Origin of the sequence: Embleya scabrispora DSM 41855, assembly GCF_000372745.1 — a bacterium.
In the GTDB taxonomy this organism is placed as follows: Bacteria; Actinomycetota; Actinomycetes; order Streptomycetales; family Streptomycetaceae; genus Embleya; species Embleya scabrispora.
Genome location: NZ_KB889711.1, coordinates 21,110 through 45,481, shown reverse-complemented (window position 1 = coordinate 45,481; position 24,372 = coordinate 21,110). Strand labels below are relative to the sequence as shown.

26 protein-coding genes and 1 pseudogene are annotated in these 24,372 nt (G+C 69.7%); 9 read left to right on the top strand and 18 right to left on the bottom strand.

Annotated elements, in window-relative coordinates; all coding sequences use genetic code 11:
• Positions 1-374 (top strand): transposase (locus tag A3IC_RS0142835; protein WP_020556228.1); only part of this gene is annotated, 374 nt, incomplete at its 5' end.
• Between the two features lie 34 nt (positions 375-408).
• On the opposite strand, the gene A3IC_RS0142830 is transcribed toward A3IC_RS0142835, so the two are convergent.
• The 8 genes from A3IC_RS0142830 to A3IC_RS0142795 form a co-directional block, all read right to left on the bottom strand.
• On the bottom strand, positions 409-1,200 hold the full coding sequence (locus A3IC_RS0142830; RefSeq protein ID WP_020556227.1) for a 2-keto-4-pentenoate hydratase: 792 nt from the start codon (positions 1,198-1,200) through the stop codon (positions 409-411).
• A gap of 371 nt (positions 1,201-1,571) precedes the next feature.
• Positions 1,572-2,519 carry a VOC family protein gene (locus A3IC_RS0142825; RefSeq protein ID WP_020556226.1) on the bottom strand — a complete coding sequence of 316 codons (948 nt, stop codon included), beginning with the start codon at positions 2,517-2,519 and terminating at the stop codon, positions 1,572-1,574.
• On the bottom strand, positions 2,512-2,904 hold the full coding sequence (locus A3IC_RS0142820) for a carboxymuconolactone decarboxylase family protein (protein ID WP_020556225.1): 393 nt from the start codon (positions 2,902-2,904) through the stop codon (positions 2,512-2,514). Before A3IC_RS0142820 ends, A3IC_RS0142825 begins: the two co-directional genes overlap by 8 nt.
• A gap of 109 nt (positions 2,905-3,013) precedes the next feature.
• The gene (locus A3IC_RS59805) at positions 3,014-3,985 is read right to left on the bottom strand and encodes a quinone oxidoreductase family protein (protein WP_020556224.1); all 972 of its coding nucleotides are present in this window, start codon (positions 3,983-3,985) and stop codon (positions 3,014-3,016) included.
• Positions 3,986-4,241: 256 nt separating this feature from the next.
• Positions 4,242-5,030, bottom strand: a complete 789-nt coding sequence (locus A3IC_RS0142810) for an ABC transporter permease (RefSeq protein ID WP_020556223.1) — start codon at positions 5,028-5,030, stop codon at positions 4,242-4,244.
• Positions 5,027-5,815: an ABC transporter ATP-binding protein gene (locus A3IC_RS0142805; protein ID WP_020556222.1), complete on the bottom strand. Its 789-nt coding sequence runs from the start codon at positions 5,813-5,815 to the stop codon at positions 5,027-5,029. The genes A3IC_RS0142810 and A3IC_RS0142805 overlap by 4 nt, the downstream gene beginning before the upstream one ends.
• Positions 5,812-6,837, bottom strand: coding sequence for an ABC transporter substrate-binding protein (locus A3IC_RS0142800; protein ID WP_020556221.1), 1,026 nt, complete (start codon positions 6,835-6,837; stop codon positions 5,812-5,814). The genes A3IC_RS0142805 and A3IC_RS0142800 overlap by 4 nt, the downstream gene beginning before the upstream one ends.
• Positions 6,838-7,002: 165 nt before the next feature.
• On the bottom strand, positions 7,003-8,463 hold the full coding sequence (locus tag A3IC_RS0142795; protein ID WP_026219387.1) for an aldehyde dehydrogenase family protein: 1,461 nt from the start codon (positions 8,461-8,463) through the stop codon (positions 7,003-7,005).
• A gap of 156 nt (positions 8,464-8,619) precedes the next feature.
• On the opposite strand from A3IC_RS0142795, the gene A3IC_RS0142790 reads away from it, so the two are divergent.
• Positions 8,620-9,261, top strand: a complete 642-nt coding sequence (locus tag A3IC_RS0142790; RefSeq protein WP_158696330.1) for a GntR family transcriptional regulator — start codon at positions 8,620-8,622, stop codon at positions 9,259-9,261.
• A gap of 420 nt (positions 9,262-9,681) precedes the next feature.
• Here A3IC_RS0142790 and dmpG read toward each other — a convergent pair whose 3' ends face one another.
• From dmpG to A3IC_RS59800, 3 genes are read right to left on the bottom strand one after another with little or no spacing between them, the layout of a single operon-like run.
• Positions 9,682-10,704, bottom strand: a complete 1,023-nt coding sequence (gene dmpG / locus A3IC_RS0142785) for a 4-hydroxy-2-oxovalerate aldolase (RefSeq protein ID WP_020556218.1) — start codon at positions 10,702-10,704, stop codon at positions 9,682-9,684.
• Positions 10,701-11,648, bottom strand: coding sequence for an acetaldehyde dehydrogenase (acetylating) (locus A3IC_RS0142780; RefSeq protein ID WP_020556217.1), 948 nt, complete (start codon positions 11,646-11,648; stop codon positions 10,701-10,703). Before A3IC_RS0142780 ends, dmpG begins: the two co-directional genes overlap by 4 nt.
• Positions 11,641-12,474, bottom strand: a complete 834-nt coding sequence (locus tag A3IC_RS59800; protein ID WP_040878182.1) for a 2-keto-4-pentenoate hydratase — start codon at positions 12,472-12,474, stop codon at positions 11,641-11,643. The genes A3IC_RS0142780 and A3IC_RS59800 overlap by 8 nt, the downstream gene beginning before the upstream one ends.
• A gap of 138 nt (positions 12,475-12,612) precedes the next feature.
• Here A3IC_RS59800 and A3IC_RS0142770 point away from each other — a divergent pair, with 138 nt between their 5' ends.
• Positions 12,613-13,347 (top strand): IclR family transcriptional regulator, encoded by a 735-nt coding sequence (locus A3IC_RS0142770; protein WP_026219385.1) that lies wholly within the window; start codon positions 12,613-12,615, stop codon positions 13,345-13,347.
• A gap of 317 nt (positions 13,348-13,664) precedes the next feature.
• Here the strand turns inward: A3IC_RS0142770 and A3IC_RS63990 are convergent, their stop codons facing one another.
• Entirely contained in the window at positions 13,665-14,297 is a 633-nt protein-coding gene (locus A3IC_RS63990; RefSeq protein ID WP_020556213.1) for an ATP-binding protein, read from the bottom strand.
• A gap of 111 nt (positions 14,298-14,408) precedes the next feature.
• Here A3IC_RS63990 and A3IC_RS0142755 point away from each other — a divergent pair, with 111 nt between their 5' ends.
• The gene (locus A3IC_RS0142755) at positions 14,409-14,987 is read left to right on the top strand and encodes a TetR/AcrR family transcriptional regulator (RefSeq protein WP_020556212.1); all 579 of its coding nucleotides are present in this window, start codon (positions 14,409-14,411) and stop codon (positions 14,985-14,987) included.
• Between the two features lie 268 nt (positions 14,988-15,255).
• On the opposite strand, the gene cynS is transcribed toward A3IC_RS0142755, so the two are convergent.
• Together cynS and A3IC_RS0142745 are read right to left on the bottom strand one after the other, a co-directional pair.
• Complete coding sequence (cynS, locus tag A3IC_RS0142750) at positions 15,256-15,726, bottom strand: cyanase (RefSeq protein ID WP_026219384.1); 471 nt, start codon at positions 15,724-15,726, stop codon at positions 15,256-15,258.
• Positions 15,727-15,852: 126 nt separating this feature from the next.
• A complete protein-coding gene (locus A3IC_RS0142745) occupies positions 15,853-16,428 on the bottom strand; it encodes a carbonic anhydrase (RefSeq protein WP_020556210.1) in 576 nt (191 codons plus the stop codon).
• 125 nt (positions 16,429-16,553) lie between these two features.
• Between A3IC_RS0142745 and cynR the strand changes: the two genes are divergently transcribed.
• From cynR to A3IC_RS71895, 4 genes and pseudogenes are all read left to right on the top strand, one after another.
• Complete coding sequence (cynR, locus tag A3IC_RS0142740; protein ID WP_020556209.1) at positions 16,554-17,471, top strand: transcriptional regulator CynR; 918 nt, start codon at positions 16,554-16,556, stop codon at positions 17,469-17,471.
• A gap of 361 nt (positions 17,472-17,832) precedes the next feature.
• Positions 17,833-18,945 carry a DnaB-like helicase C-terminal domain-containing protein gene (locus A3IC_RS0142735; protein WP_245599817.1) on the top strand — a complete coding sequence of 371 codons (1,113 nt, stop codon included), beginning with the start codon at positions 17,833-17,835 and terminating at the stop codon, positions 18,943-18,945.
• Entirely contained in the window at positions 18,942-19,787 is an 846-nt protein-coding gene (locus tag A3IC_RS0142730; protein ID WP_020556207.1) for an IS5 family transposase, read from the top strand. The genes A3IC_RS0142735 and A3IC_RS0142730 overlap by 4 nt, the downstream gene beginning before the upstream one ends.
• Positions 19,788-19,825: 38 nt before the next feature.
• Positions 19,826-20,623 (top strand): annotated as a pseudogene (locus tag A3IC_RS71895) (transposase); the annotation flags it as partial.
• A gap of 36 nt (positions 20,624-20,659) precedes the next feature.
• Here the strand turns inward: A3IC_RS71895 and A3IC_RS71890 are convergent.
• On the bottom strand, positions 20,660-21,055 hold the full coding sequence (locus A3IC_RS71890; protein WP_020556205.1) for a hypothetical protein: 396 nt from the start codon (positions 21,053-21,055) through the stop codon (positions 20,660-20,662).
• A 561-nt stretch (positions 21,056-21,616) separates the two neighbouring features.
• Between A3IC_RS71890 and A3IC_RS71885 the strand changes: the two genes are divergently transcribed.
• A complete protein-coding gene (locus tag A3IC_RS71885; protein WP_245599816.1) occupies positions 21,617-22,486 on the top strand; it encodes a terpene synthase family protein in 870 nt (289 codons plus the stop codon).
• A gap of 251 nt (positions 22,487-22,737) precedes the next feature.
• Here A3IC_RS71885 and A3IC_RS0142710 read toward each other — a convergent pair whose 3' ends face one another.
• From A3IC_RS0142710 to A3IC_RS0142700, 3 genes are all read right to left on the bottom strand, one after another.
• Positions 22,738-23,058: a hypothetical protein gene (locus A3IC_RS0142710; protein WP_020556203.1), complete on the bottom strand. Its 321-nt coding sequence runs from the start codon at positions 23,056-23,058 to the stop codon at positions 22,738-22,740.
• A gap of 262 nt (positions 23,059-23,320) precedes the next feature.
• Positions 23,321-23,527 carry a hypothetical protein gene (locus A3IC_RS0142705; protein ID WP_020556202.1) on the bottom strand — a complete coding sequence of 69 codons (207 nt, stop codon included), beginning with the start codon at positions 23,525-23,527 and terminating at the stop codon, positions 23,321-23,323.
• A 436-nt stretch (positions 23,528-23,963) separates the two neighbouring features.
• Positions 23,964-24,308, bottom strand: a complete 345-nt coding sequence (locus tag A3IC_RS0142700; protein ID WP_026219382.1) for a hypothetical protein — start codon at positions 24,306-24,308, stop codon at positions 23,964-23,966.
• Positions 24,309-24,372 lie beyond the last annotated feature (64 nt).

The following is a 24,372-nucleotide window of genomic DNA, read 5'->3' as shown; positions in this document are numbered from 1 at the left end:
CCCGGTGCACCAACTCCCGCGAGAGCACCCGCAACGTGGGCTTTCCCTCGCGGGAGCCCCGCGACCTGCAAGTCCGCGTCCGCGCCGAGCAACAGACACCCGAATGGAAGGCACGCTACGCGGTCCGCTCCGGAGTCGAGGGCACCATCAACGAGTTCGGCCACGGACACGGCATGCGCCACTGCCGCTACCGAGGACAACCGAAAGCCCACCTGCAACACGTACTCACAGCCATCGCCGTGAACATCGAACGACTCAGCGGCCGGTCGGGGGCCGAGAAGACCTGCTCACCGAGACCGCCGACCGCCTTCCAGACCTTCCTGGACCAGCAGGCGTTTCCCCGATCGAAGTCCTGGCGCACCCTTGGCACCTGACCTCGACCATCCAAGATCACCGACAGAGTCAAGCTCAGTGAGGTGATTTCCCCACGACAGTAAGCGAACCCAGATTCGCGAACTCTGCCGTGATTCGTTCGCCGGCGTTGACGGTGGCGGCGTCCGTCAACCCGCCGGTGAGGACGATCCACCCGGGTCGGAGGGCGATCCCGCGTTCCGCGAGCGCGTTGACGGCCTGTGCCAGGGCCTCGGCCGGGTGTCCTTGAACGGCTGATCCTGTGGCCGAGCCGACGATGCGGTCGTCGATGCGCAGAACGCATTCCTCGGCGGCCAGGTCCAGGTCCTTGGGGTGACGGCTGAGGCTGCCGAGGAAGAACCGTGACGACGAGGCGTTGTCGGCGATGACGTCGGGGAGTTGGAATCGGAAGTCCTGATAGCGCGAGTCGATGACTTCGAACGCGGCTCGGACTGATTCCACCGCGGAGAGAGCTGTTTCCGCGGTCACGTCGGGGCCCTCCAGTCGTCGCCCCATGACGAATGCGATTTCCGGCTCGATCCGGGGGTGGATGAGGTCGCCCATGGGTATGGGAGTGCCTTCCGCGAGCTGCATCCGATCGGTTATCCAGCCGGTGATGGGGGACGCGATTCCCATGCGCTTTTGTTTGGCCAGGGAGGTGAGTCCGAGTTTCACGCCGGTGACGGTCTGTCCCGTAGCTGTCTTCTTTTGGATGAGTCGGGCCTGGGTACGATACGCCGTTTCGACGTCAAGGGACGGCCAGTCGTCGGTGAAGGGCCGCCGATCACGTCTCTCGGCCTCGGCCTGGTACAGCTCATCGGCAATGCTCTGCTCGGTCCAATGTGCCATTTCTGATTTCCTTCCCGCGAGTTCGAGCATGGCCCCCGGGCCGGACTGCGACGCGGGCACCGTAGGAGCCTGCGGTGCGCCCGAGCGCCGGAGTGGATCCTGCCTTCCGGAAGGATCGACAGGACGGGGATCGTTGCCTCCCGAAGGTGACGGGGTCGGGGGCAATGTCGACGATCGTGTCCTCCTGCTCGTCGGTACGGCGGCGGCCGGCTTGCCGACCGGCAGGAGGACCAGGGTGCGCACGGTGCCTTACCTGGTGGAGGCGGTCTCGGCGTGGCGCAAGCAGCCGGAGCAGACGCCCGGAGGCCGAGGGCGGGCGTCTCCCGGGCGGCACCGGACCGGGTCACCGGGTGTGCCGTCGGCTCCTCATGTCACGGCAGGGTCGGGGTGGCGTGGGTGTGGAAGCTGTCCGGCACGGCCAGGCCCCAACCGGTGGATCGGCCGTCGCCTTCGGTGGTCCAGGTGACCGGTTCCCAGTCGGGCGCGTAGATGTGGATCCCGCCGGCGAAGATCTCGATCCGGTTGCCGCCGGGTTCGAGGACGTACAGGAAGAAGCCCTGGGTCCGGGCGTGTTTGGCGGGCCCGAACTCGATCGGGGTGCCCAGTTCGCAGAACACGTCGGCGGCGCGGAGTACGTCCGAGCGGTTCTCCACCGCGTACGCGAGATGGTGCAGTCGGCCGGTGGTGTCTGCGGGTTCACGGGTGATGGCGAGGTCGTGGGCCTTGTTCATCAGGCTCAGCCAGGCGCCGACCTCGGGTTGCCCCGGGGGGACGAGGTGTTCGCGGAGCTTGAAGCCGAGTGTGTCGCACATGAACTTGCGCGCGTCGGGGATGTCCCGGGACAGGACGTTGATGTGGTCGATGCGGGCGGCGCCGACTCCCCGGCTGACCGAGGACTGCGGTTGGTTGAGTAGATACGATGCTTTGTCGGCGGGCGCCTGGTACTTCTCGGCCTCGTAGTAGAGCTCCATCTGCTGTCCGCTCGGCGCGCGAAATTGGTACGCCTTGCCGTGTCCCACATCGCCGTCGATCCATTTTCCGGCCGCGCCGCGTTCTTCCAACGCCGCGACACGACGATCCAGTGCCTGGGGACTGACCGTGCGCCAGCCGACATGGCCGAGCCCGGCGTGGTCTGCGGCAGTCAGCTTCAGCGTGGTGAGGTCGTGGTCACTCCACCCCCGCAGGTAGGCGCTGCCGTCGGCCTCTGCCACCAGGTCCAGCCCGTAGACGTCGACGAAGAACGCCAGACTCTCCTCGTACACGGGGGTGAGAAGTTCGGCGTGGCCCAGGTGGGCCAGTTCGTACAGCGGTTCATCCATGGCTCTTCTTCTCCAGTTCCGCGATCTCTTCAAGGACGCTCGGTCCGCGGTTGGCAGCGGACATCCCGGTGAACAGGAACGCCAGGTCGATGACGGCGCGCAGTTCGTCCCAGCCGGCGCCGGCGCGGAGCGCGGCGAGGCCGTGCAGCTTGGCGGCGTCGCTCAGCCTGGCGTGGAGGATGCCGAACAGCACGAGCTGGACGGTCTTCTGGTCCAGCGCGGTGGGATACATGATCAGGTTGCGGAGGCGTTCCTGGGCGAGCAGGACCTCCGGATTGGCCTTGGACGACGTATCGAAGCGCGACTGCACCCGCGGCGGGACGAATCCGAGCATCCTCTCGTACGTCGCCCTGTAGTCGTTGATGGTGTCGGGTCGGTCATCCACGGGTTTCCTCCTGGGCTCGGGTTGCTCGGCATGGGTGACATCGCCGGCCAGATGATCACGTTCGTCTGCCGCCGGTGTGGCGGACCCGCCGGTTCGGCGCCGTGTGCGGTCACGGCCGGTGTTGCGGTGGGTGGGGGGCGGTGGAGACGTCGAGGACGAGCTTGGTCCCGGCGCCGGTCAGCTGCCGATGCCAGGCCGTGGCGACGTCCGACAGAGGCACGACTTCGAGGTCGATGGCGATGGCTCCGTCGGCAACGTGCCGGGTGAGCGTGCGGTAAGCCTGCCGACGCACGTCGATCGGGCACCGGAAGACGGCGAATCCGCGCAGGTCGATCATGTGCGAGCGGAGAGCGGCCGCGGTGAACTCGAGTGTCTCGCCGGCGGCGGTGCCGAGCTGGATGTGGCGTGCGCCGTGCGCCGCGGCCTGCATCGCGGCGAGCGCGGGGGCACCCCACAGGGGGTCGATGGTCACGTCGGCGCCGCCGTCCGCGGCATCGCGCAATCGCTCGGCCAGGTCGCCCCGACCGTCGATCGCGACGACCGCGTCCGCCCCTTGCGCCGTCAGGGCACGCAGCCGGTCGCTGTCCAGATCGGCGGCGACCACACGGCCTGCGCCCAGTGCCTTGGCCGCCTGGATGGCGACCCGCCCGAGGGAACCGGTGGCTCCGAGGACGAGCACGGTCTCGTCCGGCCGGAGCCCCGCCCGCCACTGGAGGGCGGTCCAGGCGGCAAGGCCAGTGTTGCCCAGCGCGGCGGCCGTCGCGTCGTCGATGCCCTCGGCGACCGGAAGGCAGGCGGCCTCGGGGACCGATGCGTACTCCGCCCAGGATCCGAACGGCGGGCGAGTGGTGTCGAAGTACACGCGCCGGCCGTCGGGGAGCCGGCCGACGCCGTCGCTGCCGGGAACCGAGGGCAGCCTGGGAGGCCCGGTGTAGAAGGAGCCGGACGCCACATGGAGGACGTAGTGGTGGACGCCTGCCGCCGCTACGCGCACGATCGTGTGCCCCGGAGCCGACGTGGGCTCGGTGAACTCGCCGTATTCCGGCGGGCCGCCGAGCGTGTGGAGTACCGCGGCTCTCATCGTGGTGATCCTCCGTCGCTGCGTCGTGGAGTCGATAGGGGGTACGGCCGGTTCCGCGTGGCACCGCTCCAGCGGCAGTTCCGGCTTGTGTTTGGGGCCGGCCAGCCGCGGCCTGCGGTGGGGCCGGGCCACGGGGACCGGGGACCGGCGTGGGCGCCGTACCGGGGGATTGGGCCGTTGTAACGGCGCCGCGCGGGTCCCCTCGGCCCGGTCCGCCAGGGCGCGCACTCGGTGGCCGGCCGGGGTGCCGGCCCCGTCATCGGTTCTCCTCCGCCCAGGGCAGGAGCCGCTTCTCGAGCAGGACCAACGCGTAGTACAGCACGATGCTGACCACGCTCAGCAGGCCCATCGCGGCGAAGGCGAGCGCGGTGTCGGCACTGGCGCCGGACTGCACGATCACGAAGCCCAACCCCGCGCTCGCACCGACGAACTCGGCGATCACCGAGCCGATCACGGCAAGTGAGATCGCCACCTTCAGGCCGACGAAGATCTGCGGCAGCGCGTACGGGACGCGCAGTTTGAAGAAGTCCTGGGCGCGGCCGGCGTTCAGCGAGCGGAGCAGTTCGGCCAGCTCGCTCGGCGTCGACTTCATCCCGGATGCGGTGGAGATCACCACAGGGAAGAAACAGACCAGAAAGACCATCGCGACCTTCGGCGTCGAGCCGAAACCCATCCACACCACCAGGATCGGCGCAACCGCGATCTTGGGAATCGCCTGCACCGCCACGAGCAGCGGGTAGATCATCCGTTCCAGCAGCTCCGAGCGCGCGATCAGCAATGCGATCGGTACGCCGGCCACGATTGCCAGCAGGAACCCCTCGACCGTCTCCATCACGGTCACCCAGGTCTGGTCCATCAGGTAGTCCGGCTGCCGGAGGAAGGCCTCGACGACGTCCTTCGGGCTTGGCAGCAGGAACGAATCGATCTCGAAGACGATGGTGGCCAGCCACCACAGGCCGATCACCCCGAACATGCTGAGGGCGGGTGCGGCGATCGACACGAACAGCGAGCCGCTCCGTGCGGCCCGGGGAGCAGTCAGGCTCACTGGTGCACCATCCTGTGGTCGGTGGTCTCGCGCGGCGGTGCGGCCAGCAGTGCGTGCAGCCGGCTGCTGAGCCGGGCCACGTCAGCCGCGTGGGTGTCCAGGCCGAGATCCCGCGGCCGCGGGATCTCGATGTCCACGGTCTCTCGCAGCCGGCCGGGGTGCGGACTGAGCACCACGACCCGGTCGGCCAACACGATGGCCTCCTCGATGGAGTGCGTGACGAAGACGATGGTGGTCGCCAACTCCATCTGGATCCGCTGCAACTCCTCCGACATCTCGGTCCGGGTCAGCGCGTCCAGCGCGGAGAAGGGCTCGTCCATCAGCAGGACCTTGGGCCGCGTGATGAGCGATCGGCACAGCGAGACCCGTTGCTGCATGCCGCCCGACAGCTCGTGCGGGTACTTGCCCGCGAACCCGGTCAGGCCCACGAGCTCGAGCAGTTCGTGCGCCCGGTCGCGGTACCGCTTCTTGTCACCGCCGCAGATCTCCACCGGCAGCATCACGTTGGACACCACCGAGCGCCACGGCAGCAGGGCTGGGCGCTGGAACATCACCGACACGTCGGGTCGTGGCGCGGTGACGAGTTCCCCCGCCACCTGCACCCTGCCCTGGGTCGGTGTCAGCAGTCCGGCCATCAGCCGGAGCAACGTCGACTTGCCGCAACCCGAGCGGCCGATCAACGTGACGAACTCCCTTTCCCGGACGTGCAGGTCGATGCCGTCGAGCGCGTGCACGGACCCGCCGCGCGACGCGAAGACCTGGGTGACCTTCTCCACCTGGATCACGAGGCCGACCCCCCCGGCACCAGACCGAAGGAGACGTAGTCGTTGATGCCGAACGCGTCCTTCTTGATCGCCTTCGAATCCTCCAGAATGCGCACGATCGTCGACACGCGATTGCGGTCCATCGAGCCCAGTGGCTCGGTGAAGCCCGGCGGCTTCACGTAGTCCGCCATCAGCCTCAGCTCTGCGGCGGCGACCTCGGCGTCCTGTGTGGGGTTGTACTTCTTGAGGATCCGCGCGGCGGCCTCCGGGTCGGCGACGGCATCGGCCAGGCCCTTGAGCAGGGCAGCGCTGAACCTCTTCACCTGCTCCGGGTGCTTGTCCGCGATGTCCTTGCGCGTGAAGAGGGTGTTGCTGTACAAGTCGGGCAGCAGATCGCCGTACCGCAACACGACCACCTTCTTGCCCTTGGTGGCCTTCTCGATCAGCGGCTTGCCGACCGCGAACTGGCCGATTCCGTCGACTTGGCCGGACACGAGCAGTTGCGGCAGTGCCGTCGGCGCCGACGGCACGAACTCGACCTTGTCGGCGGGGATGCCCGCAGCCTTGGCATAGACGGGAAACATGACCTGGTTCGTCGACCCGGGCTGATCGGCGATCTTCTTCCCGACCAGATCACCCGGCTTGCCGATGCCGCTGCCCTCCAGGGCCATGATCCCGGCCAGTGACCGCTGGTGGATCGCTCCGACCACGGTGAGCGGGAACTGCTCCTTGGCGGAGGTGATCGCGTAGGTGGTGAAATCGCCGACGCTGTAGTCCGCCCGCCCACCGGCGACCATCTTCATGTCGTCGACCGTGCCGCTGCCCACGGCGATGGTGACGTCGAATCCGGCCTCGGCGAAGTACCCCTTCTCCAGCGCGACGTAGGCGTAGGCCTCGCGGCCGAACGTGCCAAAGGAGGTGAGGTAGGTGACGTTCTCCTTCTTCCCCCCGCCGCCTCCGGACGCGGATTTGGATCCGCCGCATCCGCCGGCGACGAGTGCCGCAGTCACGGCCAGCGCGGTGACCAGGCGTCTGGGTCTCATTGCTCCTCCTGTGATATTTGATATACCAAGAATGATCGACTTCGGCCGGACCAGTCGCCGGCGACGAAGAGGTGGTTCAGCCGTCACCGGTCGGTGTTTGCTGGAAGCCGGCTACCGCGACGCCGTCCTGCCGCGGTGATCTCCGCGGGTGTTCCCGCCGGCCGGTCAGAAGGGATAGGTCGGGGCCTGGCCGCGCACGGTCACCCACCGGGTTTCGGTGAAGGCCTCGATATTGGCCTCCGCGCTGCCGAACCGGCCACCGGTGCCGGAGGCTCCGACACCGCCGAAGGGCACGTTGGCCTCGTCGCTGACGGTCTGATCGTTGATGTGCACGATGCCGGTCGGCACGCGGTCGGCGAGCGCGAGACCCTTCATGACGTCCCGGGTGACGATGCCGAGCGACAGCCCGTACTCGGTCGCGGTGGCCAGGCGTACGGCTTCCTCGATGCCGGAGAACCGGGCCACCGGGGCCACCGGTCCGAAGATCTCCTGCGCGAACGCCGGAGTGTCCGGCGAGACGTCCGCGAGGACGGTCGGGGCGTAGAAGAGTCCGTCGAAGCGGCCGCCGGCCGCTATGCGCGCTCCGTGATCGGCACTGGCGGTGACGACGGCGTGGACCCTGTCGCGCTGCGCGGCATCGATCAGCGGGCCGAGGGCGACCTTGTCGCGGGCCGGGTCACCGACCGCAAGCCCGGCGGCCTTGGCCGCGAGCTGCTCCACGAAGTCGTCATGGAGCCGTTCGTGAACCAGGTGACGGCCGGTGGTCATGCAGATCTGGCCCTGGTGGAGGAAGCTGCCCCAGGCGGCGAGGTTGACGGCCCTGTCGAGGTCGGCGTCGTCGAGGACGATCAACGCTGAGTTTCCGCCGAGCTCCAGGTGCGCGCGCTTGAGGTGCCTGCCCGCCAGCTCGCCGACCCGGCGTCCGGCCTCGGTGGAGCCGGTGAAGGCGATGACCCGGACCAGAGGGTGGGTCACCATTGCCTCGCCGACACCGGGCCCGCCCGGCAGCATCTGCAGCACGCCGGCGGGCAGTCCCGCCTCCTCGAAGATCCGGGCGATGGTGACACCACCGGTCACCGCTGTTCGCGGGTCGGGCTTGAGGATGACGGCGTTGCCGAGCGCCAGCGCGGGTGCGACCGCCCTCACCCCGAGGATGATCGGCACGTTGAACGGCGAGATCACCCCGACCACACCCACCGGAACCCGGCGGGTCATCGACAGCCGGGGCTGCTCGCTGGGAATCAGCGCGCCGTACGGATGGCCGGGCAGTGCGGCGGCTTCGTAGCACTCCTGCTCGCCGACGTGCAAGGCGAACTCGGCCATCGCGGGTACGGCCCCCACCTCACGGATGTTCCACCATGAGACCTCGTCGGCGTGCTTGGCCCAGAGCGCGGCTGCACGGCGCAGCACCGCCGCCCGCTCCACGTGGGAAGTGGCGGCCCACTCGAGCTGCGCGGCCGCGGCGCTCTTCGCCGCTCGGGCGAGGTCGGTGGCGTCGGCCAGCCCGATCCGGCCGAGGACGGCGCCGGTTGCGGGCTCGACTACGTCGGTGGTGCCACCGGAGCCGGGCACCCATGTCCCATCGAGAAAGATCTTGTCCTGCCACTGTGTCGCATCCAAGAACACTTTGAAGGTCCTCTCACTCCGTGGAGCGCGGCAATACACCGGTTCGGGCCGCTACGACACGGATCGCCTGCGTCGTTGCGGCGACCGTAAGGGCCCGTGTATTGTCTGTCAAGCATGATATACCAAATACCTGAGACGAGAGGCGCGGTGACCTCCTTGTTCACCTACAAGACCAAGGCAGACCTGGTGGCCGACTCCATCCGTGAACTCGTGCGGTCCGGCGAGATCCGGCCGGGCGATGTGCTACGGCAACGCGACCTGGCCGAACGGTTCGAGGTGAGCGCGACGCCGGTCCGCGAGGCGCTGAGCCGGCTCGAGGCCGAGGGGCTGCTCGTGGTGCATGCCCATCGAGGGGCAAGCGTGGTCAAGCCGGCAGCGGAGAACAAGGCCGAGATCTATGGCATCAGAGCCGCACTCGAAGGCTACGCGGCGGAACTCGCCTGCGCGCGGATCACCGACGAAGAGCTCGCGAGGGTGGTGGAACTGAACGAGCACATGAAGGGCTTGAAACCGGATGATCCCGAGGTGGTCCGATCGAATCGGGAATTCCATGAGCAGTTGTTCCTCAGCAGCCACTGCGATCACTTGATTTCACTGATCAGGCAGACCTGGAACGTTCTGCCCAGCCGAGGCCCGCAGGTGGTCTGGAGACCCCACACGGAGAGCGTCCACCAGCATCAGCAAATGGTCGACGCCTTGACCGCAAGAGACCCCGAACGACTCGGTGCCCTGACGCGAAACCACATCCTCGGGGCCATCGACCACATGAATCGGGCGCTTGGCCAGGGCAGGAGCTGAAGACTCCCGATCGCGTCGGGAACGCCTCCGGTGGATCCGTCGCGCCCTCCGAACGAAGTCCTCTCTTCGGCGGCGCGTTCGCCGAAGGCTCGGGCGCGCCGCGCCAGCGCGTCACTCCCGCTGGCCGGCACCGGCCCCGGACGAACCGCGCAGACGGCGAACTCGACGTCGTACCTGCCCCTCCGGCTGATCAGGAACGGCTGCCCCTCCGGTGCACCCGACTCGGCCAACCGCCGCCGACGTCGGCGAACGCGCTACCGAAAAGCCGCATGAGCGGCGTCACTTCGCGCGGCCACGCCTGCTCCAGGCGGGGGAACGGGCGGCCGGCAGTCATCTTCGGCCTCCGCAACGGCAGTTGACTCCTACCACCGCCCTACGACCGACCCGTCCTGCCATCGACCCACCGCCGGGTTTGTGGGACTACCGGTGGTAGCCGGTGGCCTCAGCGGCAAGGTCGAGTGCGATGTCGGTGATCATGTCCTCCTGGCCGCCGACCATGCCGCGGCGGCCCACCTCCACCAGGATCGCTCGTGTGTCGAGACCGTGGCGTGCTGCGGCCGCCTCGGCATGGCGGAGGAAACTGGAGTACACGCCGGCGTAGCCGAGGCTGAGGGTCTCGCGGTCCACACGAACCTCCCGGTCCTGTAGTGGCCGGACGAGGTCGTCGGCGGCGTCCATGAGTGGGAACAGGTCGCACGCGTGGTCCCAGCCCAGGAGGTCGGCTACCGCGACGAATGCCTCCAGCGGGCAGTTTCCTGCTCCGGCACCCTGCCCGGCGAGGGAGGCATCGACGCGGACGGCGCCGTTCTCGACGGCGACGACGCTGTTGGCGACTCCGAGGGCGAGGTTGTGGTGGGCGTGGATGCCCATCTCGGTGGTGGGGGCCAGGACGTCGCGGTAGGCGCGAAAGCGGTCCCGGACGGCGTCCATGGTCAGGCGGCCGCCGGAGTCGGTGACGTATACGCAGTTGGCGCCGTAGGACTCCATCAGCTTGGCTTGGCGTGCGAGTTCGGCGGGTTCGGCCATGTGGGACATCATGAGAAAGCCCGCCACGTCCATGCCGAGTTCCCGCGCGGCAGCGATGTGCTGGGCGGAGATGTCGGCCTCGGTGCAGTGTGTGGCAACCCGCACCGAACGGATGCCCAGTCGGTGCGCCTGCCGCAGGTCGTGCGTCGTACCGATGCCCGGCAGCAGCAGCGTCGTCGGGACGGCCTGCACGGTGACGTCGCAGACCGCCTCGATCCACTCCCAGTCGGTGTGCGCCCCGACGCCATAGTTGATGGACGAGCCCGACAGGCCGTCACCATGGGCGATCTCGATCGCTGCGACGCCCGCCGCGTCCAACGCACCGGCGATCGCCCGCGCCTGTCCCACGGTGTACCGGTGGCGGACGGCATGCATGCCATCCCGAAGAGTCACGTCCTGCATGTACAGACTGGTCATCGGGTGGGCCTCTCGGCGCGGTGGGCGGCGATGCGCTCGGCAGTGCGCAGTGCCGCGGAAGTCATGATGTCGAGGTTCCCGGCATAGGCGGGCAGGTAGTGCGCCGCTCCCTCGACCTCGAGGAAGACGGACACCTTGGTCGCGGTGCCGGCCGCGTCCCTGGGCAGCAGGGTGCACGCCGGATCGTCGCTGGTGACGGTCTCGAACTGGACCTTGTGCTTGAGCCGGTAGCCGGGCACGTACGCCTGGACCCGGCCGACCATCGCTTCCACCGACGCCGTGATGGCCTCTGTCTCGGCGACCGAGACCAGGCAGTGCACCGTGTCACGCATGATCAGCGGAGGCTCCGCCGGGTTCAGGATGATGATCGCCTTGCCCCGCGACGCGCCGCCGACCTTCTCGATGGCAGCGGACGTGGTTTCGGTGAACTCGTCGATGTTGGCCCGGGTGCCGGGGCCGGCGGAGCGTGACGAGATGGACGCGATGATCTCGCCGTAGTGCACGGGCGTGACAGCGCCCACTGCGGCCACGATGGGAATCGTGGCCTGGCCTCCGCAGGTGACCATGTTGACGTTGGGCGCGTCGAGGTGCTGGTCGAGGTTGACCGGCGGCACCACATAGGGACCCACTGCCGCCGGAGTCAGGTCGACAACCGTCCGTCCCAGGCCGCGGAGCACCTCGTCGTGGCGCCGGTGCGCACCGGCGGATGTCGCGTCGAAGACGTACTCCACGTCGGCGAACTCGTCCATTCCGACGAGGCCGTCGATACCCTCGTGCGTGGTGGCGACCTTCAGACGCCGTGCCCGGGCCAGGCCGTCGGAGTCCGGGTCGATGCCCACCATCGCCGCGATTTCCAGGCGTTCCGACCGTCGCAGAATCTTGATCATCAGATCGGTACCGATGTTGCCCGACCCGATGACGGCTACTTTGGCGCGGTCACTCACTGGTCTCTCCCTTGACGGTGGCTCCCGGGGCGAACCGGACGGATACGTCGCCCAGCCCGGTGATCGAGGCAGCGAAGACGTCCCCCGGTGCGGCGGCGGCCATCGGACCCAGCGCGCCCGTCAGAACGACGTCCCCTGCCTTCAGCGGATCACCCAGGTCGGCCAGCGTGCGGGCCAGCCACAGGGCGGCGTGCAGCGGGCTGCCGAAGCAGTCGGTGCCACTGCCCCCGGAGACCACGTCGAGGTTGCGGGACATGCTCATCCGGACCGTGCGCAGATCCACCTCGTCGAGGGGCACACCCCGCTCCCCGAGAACGTAGAGGCCGGAGGACGCGTTGTCCGCGACGGTGTCGACGAGGGTGATGTCCCAGCCGGTGATTCGGCTGTCCACGATTTCGAGCGCCGGTACCGCGAACTCGGTGGCTGCCACTACGTCCTCGATCGTGCACCGGGCATTCGGCAGCCCGGCGTTCAGGACGAGCGCGACCTCCGCCTCCACTTTGGGCTGCAGCAGCCGGCCGAAGGGCACGAGGCCGTTCCCGGGCACTGCCATGTCGGACAACAGGGTGCCGAAGTCAGGCTGATCGACACCGAGTTGGCGCTGTACGGCTGCGGAGGTCAATCCGATCTTGCGCCCTACCAGCCGATGTCCCGCGGCGACCCGGCGATCGGTGTTCAGCCGCTGCACCGCATACGCAATCTCGACATCCCCCGTCGAAAACAGATTCCGTACAGGGGAACAGGGAACCCCACTCGCGGCCGCATCCGCCAGGAGGTCCGCAGCCTTCCGGACGGCGGCGCGGGAGTCGTGAACGAACTTGTTCACGACAAATGCCCAGGCAGGTTGGCAATCGACATGGAAGACCTCCGAAATGGGGGGAGCTGTGGTGTGGCTCAGGTATAGGTGACTCCCGCTTCGTGTGCCAAGATCTGTTCCATGTCACGGAACAGCGCCGACGGGAACATGCTCGACAAGGCCGCCCTGATCCTCGATGTCTTCCGCCCGTCGGGCGGTGAATTCCGTCTGTCGGAAGTGGCGTCCAAGGCCGGCCTTCCCAAGACCACGGTCTTCCGTCTCGCGGGCAACCTCGTCCGGCTGGGGTTTCTGGAGCGCACCGGCGAGTACTACCGGCTCGGCAACCGGCTGTTCGAACTCGGCTCCCTCGTCTCCCGGCGGCTGGACCTGCGTGAGGCCGCACTTCCGTTCCTCCAGGACCTCTTCGAAAGCACGCGCCAGACCGTGCACTTCGGAGTAAGGGACGGCGCCGATGTCGTCTACCTCGAACGCATCCACGGACACGACTCGCTGGCCCTTCCCTCACGAATCGGCGGCAGACTCCCCTTGACCTGCACCGCAATCGGTAAAGCACTCCTGGCCTTCTCCGCGCCCGAAGTCGCCGAAGAACTACTCGCGGGACCGCTGCCGCAACTCACTCCCCATTCGATCACCGACACGGCACGCCTGCGTACAGCACTCGAGCAGACGCGCGTATCCGGACTGGCATACGAGGAGCAGGAGGCGGCACCGGGGGTGAGCTGCATCGCCGCTCCCGTCTTCGCCGGCGCCGTTGCCGTCGCGGCCCTCTCTGTCGCCGTTCCCCGGGAACAGTTCCGGCCGGCCCACCTCGCGCCCGCTGTACGGACGGCCGCACTCGGCCTGTCCCGGGTGCTGCGCAACGGTGTGGGGGGACCGCCATAGAAGAAACGCCTGGGAATGCCCGATGCCCGGGGATTCGCGTTCCACGAGGACAAGACACGCGAGTACCACGGTGGCGGCACCCCGGACGTTGGCGGCAGGTGTTGGAAGGGCCTGGAGGGCAGGCTCGGCAACCTGGGGTGCATTACCACGACCGGGGCTCGCGCTCAGATCCGCGGCGGGTGATTGCGGAGTGCCGACTGAGAGGTGGAGCCCGCGCACCGACCGGTGCGCGGGCATGTGTGCCGCCCGATATCCGGCTCCCGAAACGAGCGGATCGATTTACCGCGTGACCCCGTCCGCTCGGCGGGCGTATTCCGTCAGCCGCGCACGGTCTCGATTCGCCGGCCCGCGAACAGTGCCAATCGGCGATCGGGATGCATGACGTCGCTCCCACGGTCGTCGCGGACGGGTGTGGCGATGCGGAAGTCGCCGTCTGCGAGCAGCGAACCCAAGCCTCGCGGACCCGTTCCGGCAGCACGTCGAACGCGATGTTCGGTCGACGGGATCGGGTGCGGGTCGCCCCGGGGTGGGAGTTGCGCGAGGCGCAGGGTCGCGTGGGTGGTGCGGCGGCGCGGGTCCTCCCGGGTTTCGAGGCTTTCGGCGAGGTGTTCCACGATGGCCAGGCCCCGGCCGTGTTCGTCGTCGGCACACGGGGGGTGTGGGCGCTCGTCCGGTTCGCCGTGGTCGGTGACCTCGATCCTCAGGACCCAGTCGGTCAGCGCCAGGACGAGGGTCATGTCGGCCCGGCCGTGCCGGGCGGCGTTGCCGGCCAGTTCGCCGACGACGAGGACGGCCGAGTCCAGATCGTCTCCGGCCACACCCCAGAAGGCCAGGAGAGCGCGGGCGAAACGACGGGCGCCGGGAACCCGGCACTCCTGCGCCGGCAGTGCCGCGGCGGCACATCGGCACCGAGCCCGGGGCGGTTGTGCGATGGTCGGTGAGACGAACATGACAAGGCTCGCGATCTGTCGGCCTCCCCCGAGGAGAACGATCGTTCTCAATCTTGCTGCTATGATAGGAGAACGATGGTTCTCGCTGCAAGTAGAGAGAAGGCGAGGGAAGTGATCGACTCCGAGACCGCGGAGCTCCGGGTCCTGGACGCTGCCGAGTCCCTGTTCTACGCCCGGGGCATCCAGGCCGTTGGCATGGACGAGATCCGCTCCGCGTCCGGCGTCTCCCTCAAGCGGCTCTACGGGCTCCACCCTTCCAAGGCGGACCTGGTGCGGGCATACCTGCGGCGACGCGACGTCCGCTGGCGCCGGAACCTCGCCGCGTACGTCGACGCCCGCAACCACCCGCAAGAACGGATCCTGGCGGTCTTCGACTGGCTCCACGACTGGTTCGCCGAGCCCGATTTCCGCGGCTGCGCCTTCGTCAACTCCTTNGGGGAACTCGGCGCTACCGAATCCGCCGTCGCCGAGGCCGCCCGGGCACACAAGGAGGAATTCTTCCGGTACCTCGCCGACCTGGCGACGGCCGCCGACGCGCCGACCCCGCTGGCCGACCACCTGGCCCTGCTGGCCGAAGGAGCCATGACAACGGCAGCGATCCTCGGCAGCCCCGAACCCGCACACCAGGCCCGCGAGGCCGCCCGCCTCCTCCTCGACGCCGCCGCAGCCGACGGCCCCCGCTCCGTCTGAGCATCGCGGCCGCAGGGTCGTTCGACGTGGACAGGCCCCGCCGGCGCCATACCGACGCTGCGTACCCGCCGAACACCGCCCCGCGAAGCCGCGCCCGAGGGCGACGGCGGCGTCGAGTTCCGCGTAGTCCGCCCGGACTTATCGTTCTCTGGTCACCACTCTAGGAGAACGGTCGTCCGCGCAATATGGGGTGAGAGGCGGGGCGGGCCGGCAGGGGGCACGGATTTGGCCCGCTCGCCAGGTCCTGGAAGGGGGTGTCCGTCGGTGGTCAGAAGGGCTTGGTCGGCAGGTACTTGCCGTCCAGTGTGATGACGGCGCGTTCGCCGCCTTCGGGGTCGGCGACCTTGCGCACATCCAGCTTGAAGTTGATCGCGGAGATGATGCCGTCGCCGAACTGCTCGTGGACCAGGGCCTTGAGGGTGGTGCCGTAGACCAGGAGCATCTCGTGGAAGCGGTAGATCGTCGGGTCGGTGGGGATACCGCCGGGGATCGAGCCGCGGGTGGGGATGGTCCGAAGCAGCAGTTCGGCGTCCTGGTCGAGGCCGAGGAGTTCGGCGACGGCCTTGGCGGAGTCGGTCGGAAGAGCGTGTTGGCCCAGGACGGCAGCGGTGACGAAGGCGACGGACAGGCCGGCCGCGTCGGCGATCTGCTGCCATGTCAGGTCTTTGCGGGTCTTGGCGAGGACGGCTTCGGCGGCGAGCGCTTCACGGGCGGCGGGGTCGAACTGGGCGTGCATCATCGGTGACACTCCTTCTATCTCGTGCTTTCTCGGGGTTCTCCGGGCGCCGCCCTCGAAAATCGGCGGACGGCGAAGAGGTGGGTGGGGGCGCCGACGCGGTCCCGGCGGACAGCATGCGGGCACCGCTCAGGCGGCGCGCGTCACGTCGACTGTGTCGACCCGGCCGGTGCCGATGTCGTAGACCCAGCCGTGAAGCGTGAGGGCGTTCGTCACCAGGGACCGGGCGACCGAGGGATGAGTGGCCAGGTTCGCCGACTGCGCGGCGACGTTGTCGCGTACCAGCGCCGCCACATCGTCCGGGCCGGCGGAGCGGACTCGCCCGGCGTCCGCGTGGCGCAGCCAGCGCGCGACGGCCGGGGTGGCGCCCACGCCGCCCCGGGCGAGGGCGGTCATCGCGCCGCAGGCCGAGTGCCCGCACACCACGATGCGGGACACCCCCAGCACGGCGACGGCGTACTCGACGCTCGCTGCCACCGCTGCGTCGCCGGAGCCGTACGCGGGGACGAGGTTGCCTGCCGTGCGTACGACGAACAGCTCGCCCGGCTCGCTGCCGGTGATCAGCTCCGGGACGACGCGGGCGTCGGAACAGCCGATGAACAGCGTGTGCGGCGTGTGGTGCGAGGCCAGATGGCGGAACAGCTCCGCCTTGGCCGGGAAGACATCCCGCTGAAAACGCGCGACGCCCTCGGCAAGGTCTGACATGGCGGCACTTCCTTCCGGTGATCGACCGGACCCGCAGGCCGGTGAAACCACCATGCACAACCTCAACCCATAGCGTCCAATACGCCTTGGAACCAGCTTCCATTGGCCTCATCTATAGTTCGTCCATGGCACTCGAACTGCGTCATGTGCGCTACCTGCTCGCAGTGGCCGAGCACGGCAACTTCACCCGGGCAGCCGAAGACCTGCACATCTCACAGCCCACCCTCTCCCAGCAGATCAGACAGCTCGAACGCACCCTGGGCGTCCAGCTGTTGGACCGCCGGCGACGCGCGGTACGACTCACCGACGCCGGCCGTGTCTACGCCGACCACGCCCGGCGCGCGCTCCGCGACCTCGCCGCCGCCGAACGCGCCGTCCACGACGTCCAGGACCTCACTCGCGGCCACCTGCGCCTCGGCGTCACTCCCACCTTCACCGCCTACCTCGTCGGCCCTCTCGCCGCCGAGTTCCACAACCGCCACCCCGGCCTGAGTCTCGCGGCGACCGAGGCGGCCCAGGACCGCATCGAGTCCGCCCTCGTGGCCGACGACCTCGACCTCGGCATCGCCTTCACGGGCACCCACCTGCCGGGCATCACGGCCACGCCGCTGTTCACCGAAACACTCAGCCTCGTCACCGGCGACCCGCACACCGGGGCACGAGAGCAGGCCCCGGCCCCGGTCCGCACCCTCGATCAGCGGCAACTGGCGCTGCTCAGCCGAGATTTCGCCACACGTGCCCACATCGACGCCTACCTCACGCGTCACCGCGTGCGCCCCAGGATCACCGTCGAAGCCAACTCCATCCAGGCCCTCACCGAAATCGTCCAGCGCACCGCGCTGGCCACCGTGCTGCCCGACGCGATCACCCACGACCACCCCCGCCTGACCCCGGTCCCCCTCGAACCGCCGCTGCCCGCCCGCACCGTCGCCCTGCTGCACCGCGACGGCACCTACCGCAGCGCCGCCGCCCGCGTTTTCACCCGACTCACCCACGACTTTGTACAAACCCGTGGATACACCCCGCCCTCGACAAACTCCTGAGGTACCGGCGCGACGGACTCCGGTCGATGCCCTCGGGGACACGTCGCCTCGATCGCCGGACGGTTTCCTCGGCCCGCCGAAGCGCCGTGCGCCGCAGCGCGGGCAGCGCTGGATGCGTGCAGCCGCGAGCCGGCCACGGAAGTCGGTCGACGGGGCGTGCGCGTGACGTGTGTTCTGTCGGGCTTCGTCGCCACCGAGGAGGCGGTCACACCTCCCCGGCAGACGGCCAACCGACAATGGGTCGGCATCGACGACGTGAAGCAGCGGATCGTGGAGCGGCCGGAGGTGCCGACGAGCGCCCGGGCCCACGCGCGAGGGCACATCCGATCCGGTCGATGTCATCGTGCGAGAGGTCGGGCGGATGAGCGACGAGAGCGGGGCATCAGGTCCCGACGTGGCAGTGGGTGTGGAGGAGGTCCGTCGGAAGTGGGCCCAGGTGGTGGCCGATGCCGTCGCCGGCGCGCGGATCGTGGTCCACGCTCCGCACGGTGTGCGGGCCGTGCTGGCGCCACCGACGCCGGATGTGATCGCCGCGCAGGGGGAGTTGCCGGTGTTCACGATGACCGCGGCCCGGCAGCACCTGGGCAACCTGGTTCGCGCCGCCGCTGGCACGCCGCAGCTGGTGCTGCGCTACCGCACCGTCTATGCCCAGATCACCCACCTCTCCGCGGCACCCGCCCCCACCGCTACCCCCGCGAGTACCCGCGCGGCCGCCACCGTCCAGGCCGTGCCGGCCGCCGCAATCACGCACCGGGACGCCGATGTCGTTGCGCCGGCGCCGTCCACGACCCCGAAGACCGGGCGGCGCGTCGCGGCGTTCGCGACCGCCTTGGGCGAGGCGACCACCGCCCGCCGCCGCGCGGTCTCGTTCGGCCCCGCCGCCCTGGACGAGGCCTTGGGTGGTGGCGCGTTGCCCGGCCGCCTGGTGGTGGTCGGTGCGCCCGGCGCCGGCGCGGGCCTGCTTGCGGCGGGCACGGTGTTGTCCGCGACCCTGGCCCCGGCCGACGACCCCGACGCGCCGAACGCGGTGCTGTCGTGCACGCCCGGCCGCCCCCGCGCCGACATCGCCGCCCGCCTGACGGCGGCCGCCGCCGGAGTCGACCACCGACGCCTGCGCGCGGGCACCCTCACCGACATCGAACGCCACGCCGCCGACGCGGCATCGACACGTCTGGCCGCCGGGGGACTGCTCCTGGACGACGGCACCGACCTCACCCTGGACCTGCTCCGCGAGACTGCGGCGGATGTCGCGGGCCTGCGTCTGGTCGCGGTGGACCCGCTCAACCACCTCCTCCCCGCTGCTGCCGGCCTTGCGGGCCTCGCGCAGCTACTCGGGCGCCATTACCGCTGCGATCCATCCCGTCTCGCACCGAAAGCTCCCGTCCGGTTCGAAAAGGTCGCGAATTGTCCGTGGCGGTTCACCCGGACGAGCGATGGCAGACTCCAACTCCCTTATGTACCAGTGGAGTTGTGAAGAACTCGCCGCAGCGCAAAGCCTATCCGAGTGATCTGTCCGACGCCCGCTGGGCACTGGTGGAGCCGGTCCTGACCGCGTGGCGGACCGAACGGCAGAAGACCTCGCTCGGCCTCGGCGGCAGGGTCTCCGACCTGCGGGAGGTCATGAACGCGATCCTGTACGTGAACCGGACCGGGATCGCCTGGCGCTACCTTCCGCACGGCTTCCCGCCGCACACCACCGTGTTCGCCCACTTCAGCGCCTGGACGGCCGACGGCACGATCGAGCGGCTCGGCGTCCGACTCCACCACCTGGTCCGTGAGAAGGAAGGCCGGTCGGCCGAGCCGACCGCCTGCGTGATCGACGCGCAGAGCATCAAGACCGCTCCCAGTGTGCCCACCGCAACCCAGGGCATCGACGCGGCGAAGAAGATCGTCGGCCGCAAGCGCAGCATCGTCGTCGACACCCTCGGCCTTCTTCTCCTCGTCACGGTCACCGCCGCCGGCGTCTCGGACAACGACGCCGGAAAACAACTCCTCACACAACTCGCCACCACCCACCCCACGATCACCAAGGCCTGGGTCGACACCGGCTACAAGACCCAGGCCGTCGAACACGGAGCGGAGCTTGGCATCGACGTCGACGTCGTACCGAGAAACACACAGGTCAAGGGCTTCTCGGTCGTTCCGCGGAGGTGGGTGGTCGAGCGCAGCTTCGGCTGGATCATGATGCACCGCCGACTGGCCCGCGACTACGAGACCAGGCCCGAGCACTCCGAGAGCATGATCCGCCTCGCCATGATTTCCAATCTCGCGAAGCGAGCAACCGGCGAAAGCACCATAACCTGGCACAATCCCTGAACTATCACTCAGGCGAGCGAGACGTCCTCTGAGGTGTCTACGGCTGCGGCGAGAGCAAGCACCTGATGATCCCCGGCCGGCCCTACCCGTGGGTCGTCGCCCTGGAATCGGGCCGGACCTCGTGGGTCGCCCCGCTGGATGCCGTCCGGCTTCGGCCCGGCGACGACCTCGCCGCGGTGACCGCCTCGCAGCTGCGGGACCCGGTCGAGCGCCTGATCGCTGTGGGCCAGTGGCATCCGGGGGACCCCGCGGTGTGGATCGTGGCCGACGCGGGCTACGACGTGATGCGCCTGTCCCACCTCCTGCGCGACCTGCCCGATGAAATCCTGGGACACCTGCGCTCGGACCGGGTGATGCGCCGCCCGGCACCGACCCGCGCGGAGTTCGCCGCGGCCAACCCCGCCGAGGGCCGACCGCCCAAGCACGGCAGCGAGTTCATCTTCAAGGACAACAGGACCTGGGGCGCCCCGGACGCGGAGACCAAAACCGAGACCACCCGCTACGGCACCGCCCACGCCCGGAGCCGGGACCGCCTCCACCCCGAACTCCAACAACGCGCCGCCTGGCGGGAGCACCCCGGCAAACTCCCCGTCATCGAGGGCACCGTGATCCGCCTCCGGGTCGACCGCCTGCCCAGCGGCGGCGACCCCAAGCCTCTGTGGCTGTGGTGGTCCCGACCCGAAGCCGGCCCTGCGGAGACCGACCTGGCCCGGCAAGCCTTCCTGCGGCGGTTCGACATCGAGCACTTCTTCAGAATGATCAAGCAGACACTCGGCTGGACCGCTCCGAGACTGCGAGAGGCCGAAGCGGCGGACCGCTGGACCTGGCTGATCGTTGTCTGGTGGGCCGTGCGGTGCGGGTGGTGGGTGTGTTCACACGAGCTTGCAGAACGCCGTCGTGCGCACGGTGCCGCGGTCCTGGGTGGTGTTGCCGTAGACCTTCTCGCCCAGGATGTTGGTGTACATGGGTACGTCGCACAGCACGGTCTTGTCCCGGTTCCTGAGCCTGAACGGCCGGGTGGTGTGTCCTTTGGTGGACAGGCCCAGGTCGAAGGTGCCGTTCTCGCCTCCCTCGGCCTGGTTCGGGATGTCGTCGCAGCCCTCGGCGCGCGCGAGTTTGTAGCCGCGCGCCTTGTCGGCGGCGGGGACGGACTGGTGGTCCTCGAGATTGATCTTGAAGGCGCAGGTGTACGTCGGGACGTCGGCTGCCGAGGCGGCGGGAGCGGACACGGCCGGGCCGCCGACGGCGAGACAACGCACGAGTTTCACGGGAAGAGCCTCTCTCCGGGGACGGGCCGCGTTCCGCGGCACGGCGTCATCCGTACCGGGCCGGCCGCGCCGAACGCGACCAACTCGCCGGATGATCACTCGGATTGCGCACGCCGACGCCCGGCTCGGCCCGCGGCGCGTTCCGGCTCGGGAGCGACGCGCACGCACCGGTCGGGTTCGCGTCCATGGGCTGGCCGGGTGCCGCGCGGCGGCGGGCCGCAGGCGCGGCCGAGGCCCGGGCTGATGCGTGTGGGGGCTTCGCGCGGGGTGGGTCGTGTCGTTCGTCGCCGGTGGGGCGTTGTCCCGTGCATGAGTGGTGAGGAGTATCCGGGGTCGGCCGCCGACCCGCGGGGTTCGAGGACCTCGGCGGCGGGATTCGTTCTCGGTCGGTCGGCCGGGCCCGCGGGGCCGGGGAGGACGTGGGGTCCGGTGGGTCCGGGTACCTCGGCGGCCCGGCCGGCCGGTGCCGGCCGTCCGGTTGCGGATCCGGACCTGGTGTGTCCGTGGCCGGTGCGGACGAGTCCGCACCTGGAGCGGGCGCATGGGCACACGGCCGAGTGGATGTACCGGTTCGCTCTGGTCGAGGATCCGCGGGCGAACGCGCGGCAGTTGCGGGACTGGAGGATCGGCGAGCTCGCCGCGATGTGCTTCCCCGACGCGACGGCGGAGGGGCTGGACCTGGCCTGTGACCTGATGGGCTGGTACTTCGCGCCGTTCGACGACCTGTTCGACGGCGAGTTGGGTCGCGATCCGGTCGGGGCGGGTCGGCTCCTGGGCGAGATGACCGCGAACGTGGACCGGCCGCTGCCCGTGGCCGGCCCGGGGCAACCCCCGGTGGTGCGCGCCTTCGCGGACCTGTTCCGCCGTAGTGTCGCGGGCATGTCCCCTGCCTGGCGCCTGCGGGCGGCACGGAACTGGAAGGACTACCTCGCCGGGCAGTTCGCCGAGGTGGTCGACCGTTGCCGCGGTTCGATGCCGGATCCGACGAGTTGTCTGCACCGGCGGGTGAGCACGACCTCCACCCTGGTGGTCTGCGACCTCGCGGAGCGGGTCGAGGGCTACGAGGTGGACGACCTGGTCGCGCACATGCCGGGCCTTTCCGAACTGCGGCTGATCGCCGCCGAGATCGTCGCGATCGACAACGACGTGGTGTCGGCGGACCGCGAGAAGGCACGCGGCGACCTCCGGAACAACCTGCTGCTGGTCCTGGAAACCACCCGGGGCCTCACCCGCCACGCGGCGCTGCGGCGGCTCGCGGGCATGCTGCGCGAGCGATACGAGCGGTTCGAACACCTGGAACGCCACACCGTCGACCCGAACCCGCCGCCGGCCGCGCCGACGTCGGACCTCCGACGCCACGTGGCCGGGCTGCGGAACATCGTCGCCGGGACCTACGTGTGGGAGAACACCACCGGCCGCGGCCGCACCTGACGACCGAACCCGGGCGGACCGGACGGACGGCACCCCGGTATCGACCGAGCCGGGACGGGCCGTCACGGCGACGGTGGAGACTGCGCGGGCCTCGTCACCCGGCTCCGTGGATCGTGATGTGAAGCCGGCACCCGCACCGCAGGCGGCCCGTCCCCTGATCGGTGGACGTCGCGACTGCGATCGCCCCCGGGGCATCGCGGCCGGGTGGCGGAACCGGGCTGCGATGCCCCGGGGGGCGACGGGGGGTGGGGTCAGTCGAGGGCCTGGAAGCTGCCGACGTTCTCGTCCGGTCGGAACTCGCCCGGTCCCAGGGGGTTGAGGACCTTCGTCGCACACTTGCCGTCGGGGAAGAGCAGGATGGTGCCGGCGGTCAGGTTGGTGATCGCGGTGCCGGGGCCGAGGCCGGGGTGGCACTGGACGGCCTTCGGGTCCCGGACCTCCCTGGACTGGGTGCCGTTGTCCATGATCACGGCCCCGGGGGCGGCGGTGGCGGTCGAGGCGGCGACGAAGGACAGGGCGAGGGCGCCGGCGGTGACCACGAGGGCCACGCGCGGGCGGAGGAGCATGCGCATGAGGGGGACTCCCATCCGGGGTTCACACAAGGGGACACGTCCGGGAGCGCCGGAACCCGAATCGATCCGGTACCGCGTCACTCCCGCCGACCGAGGTACCCGCGCCCGGAACCAATCCGCACAACCGCGCCCGGCGATTCACTCGAAAGAGGAACGACCCCCGAAACGACCCCTCGATGCCCCCACCCCGGCGGTCCGGGGGCAGGCACACGCGCCGGCGCCGGCCGTCGGGCCCGACGCGGTCGTCGCCCCCGGGGGTCCGTCAGCAGTAGAGGTCGCTCAGGCACAGGCCGCGGGAGTCGTCGGGCGAGACGTCGACGGAGCCGGTGTTCGACCAGTCCCCGGTGCCCAGCGGGGCGGGCCTGGTGACCTGCACGTGCCAGTCGTCGTCGGCGTGTGCGATGCCGGCGGCTGCGAGGATGCCGACGGCGGCGAGCGACAGGGCCGCGACGGCGGTGCGAACGCGCATGGACGTCTCCTTGCGGAATGGGGAAGCGGTGGTGTCGTCATCGTTGTTGTCGCGGCGTCACGGGGCGTGCGACGCGCCCGGTCCACCGGGCGGGATCACCCGTAAGGCGGGTTCCCCCGGCCCGCGCGAGGGCCCGGTCGACCGTCCGGTCGACCGCTCGGCATCGGGTACTCCCCCCGCGATGTCGAGCGGTCGTCCGCCCCTCCGGCGGTGGCCCGGTGCTCCACTCGGCGGTGCCGGGCCCGTGTCGGGCACACGCGCCTCGGCCCCCGCCGGCGGAGGGCTCGCGGGGGCCGGGGGGTCGGAGTCGGCGGGGCGGTCGTTCGCGAGCGTGGCACGCGGGTCGAAGCCGGTGCCGTGTCGTTCGCGTCGGCGCGTTCCCGCGGGCGCGGGAACGCGCGTTTCGCCCGGACCGACCGTTGTCCGGTGCGGGGCGTCAGCGGCCGGGGAGGTGGGGGAACGCGTCCGGTGCGGTGATCCCGAACGGACCGTAGACGATCTCGTCGCCTGCGCCGTTCACCTTGACGCACTGGTCACCCTTGAAGAACCAGAACCCGCCTCCCCCGGTGGGGGCCACGACGGCGTCCGGCGTGTCCGCGAACTGCGCGCAACCGGGACTTTTAAGGGCAGGGAAGGCCCCGGCGGCGATGATCTCCATGGGGCCCTTGTCGACCTTGTCGCTGCTCCCGTCGATGCTGACGCATTCGTCGCCCTTGAAGAACCAGAAGCTGCCGTTGCAGAAGGTGACGGCGTCGATGTCGCGAGTGAAGTCGACCGACATCACTCCTCCTTCGCGTTGCTGGCGCGCCTCGCGGGGGATCCGGCGCGCGAAGCGAACCATGCGT

What these genes read in the sequence shown, in the direction of transcription:
- A3IC_RS0142830 (WP_020556227.1), bottom strand. Translation starts at nt 1,200, where the DNA reads ATGGCACATTGGACCGAGCAGAGCATTGCCGATGAGCTGTACCAGGCC.
- A3IC_RS0142825 (WP_020556226.1), bottom strand. Translation starts at nt 2,519, where the DNA reads ATGGATGAACCGCTGTACGAACTGGCCCACCTGGGCCACGCCGAACTT.
- A3IC_RS59805 (WP_020556224.1), bottom strand. Translation starts at nt 3,985, where the DNA reads ATGAGAGCCGCGGTACTCCACACGCTCGGCGGCCCGCCGGAATACGGC.
- A3IC_RS0142800 (WP_020556221.1), bottom strand. Translation starts at nt 6,837, where the DNA reads ATGAGACCCAGACGCCTGGTCACCGCGCTGGCCGTGACTGCGGCACTC.
- dmpG (WP_020556218.1), bottom strand. Translation starts at nt 10,704, where the DNA reads ATGACCAGTCTGTACATGCAGGACGTGACTCTTCGGGATGGCATGCAT.
- A3IC_RS0142770 (WP_026219385.1), top strand. Translation starts at nt 12,613, where the DNA reads ATGCTCGACAAGGCCGCCCTGATCCTCGATGTCTTCCGCCCGTCGGGC.
- A3IC_RS63990 (WP_020556213.1), bottom strand. Translation starts at nt 14,297, where the DNA reads ATGTTCGTCTCACCGACCATCGCACAACCGCCCCGGGCTCGGTGCCGA.
- cynS (WP_026219384.1), bottom strand. Translation starts at nt 15,726, where the DNA reads ATGATGCACGCCCAGTTCGACCCCGCCGCCCGTGAAGCGCTCGCCGCC.
- A3IC_RS0142745 (WP_020556210.1), bottom strand. Translation starts at nt 16,428, where the DNA reads ATGTCAGACCTTGCCGAGGGCGTCGCGCGTTTTCAGCGGGATGTCTTC.
- cynR (WP_020556209.1), top strand. Translation starts at nt 16,554, where the DNA reads ATGGCACTCGAACTGCGTCATGTGCGCTACCTGCTCGCAGTGGCCGAG.
- A3IC_RS0142735 (WP_245599817.1), top strand. Translation starts at nt 17,833, where the DNA reads ATGAGCGACGAGAGCGGGGCATCAGGTCCCGACGTGGCAGTGGGTGTG.
- A3IC_RS71885 (WP_245599816.1), top strand. Translation starts at nt 21,617, where the DNA reads ATGTACCGGTTCGCTCTGGTCGAGGATCCGCGGGCGAACGCGCGGCAG.
- A3IC_RS0142710 (WP_020556203.1), bottom strand. Translation starts at nt 23,058, where the DNA reads ATGCGCATGCTCCTCCGCCCGCGCGTGGCCCTCGTGGTCACCGCCGGC.
- A3IC_RS0142705 (WP_020556202.1), bottom strand. Translation starts at nt 23,527, where the DNA reads ATGCGCGTTCGCACCGCCGTCGCGGCCCTGTCGCTCGCCGCCGTCGGC.
- A3IC_RS0142700 (WP_026219382.1), bottom strand. Translation starts at nt 24,308, where the DNA reads ATGTCGGTCGACTTCACTCGCGACATCGACGCCGTCACCTTCTGCAAC.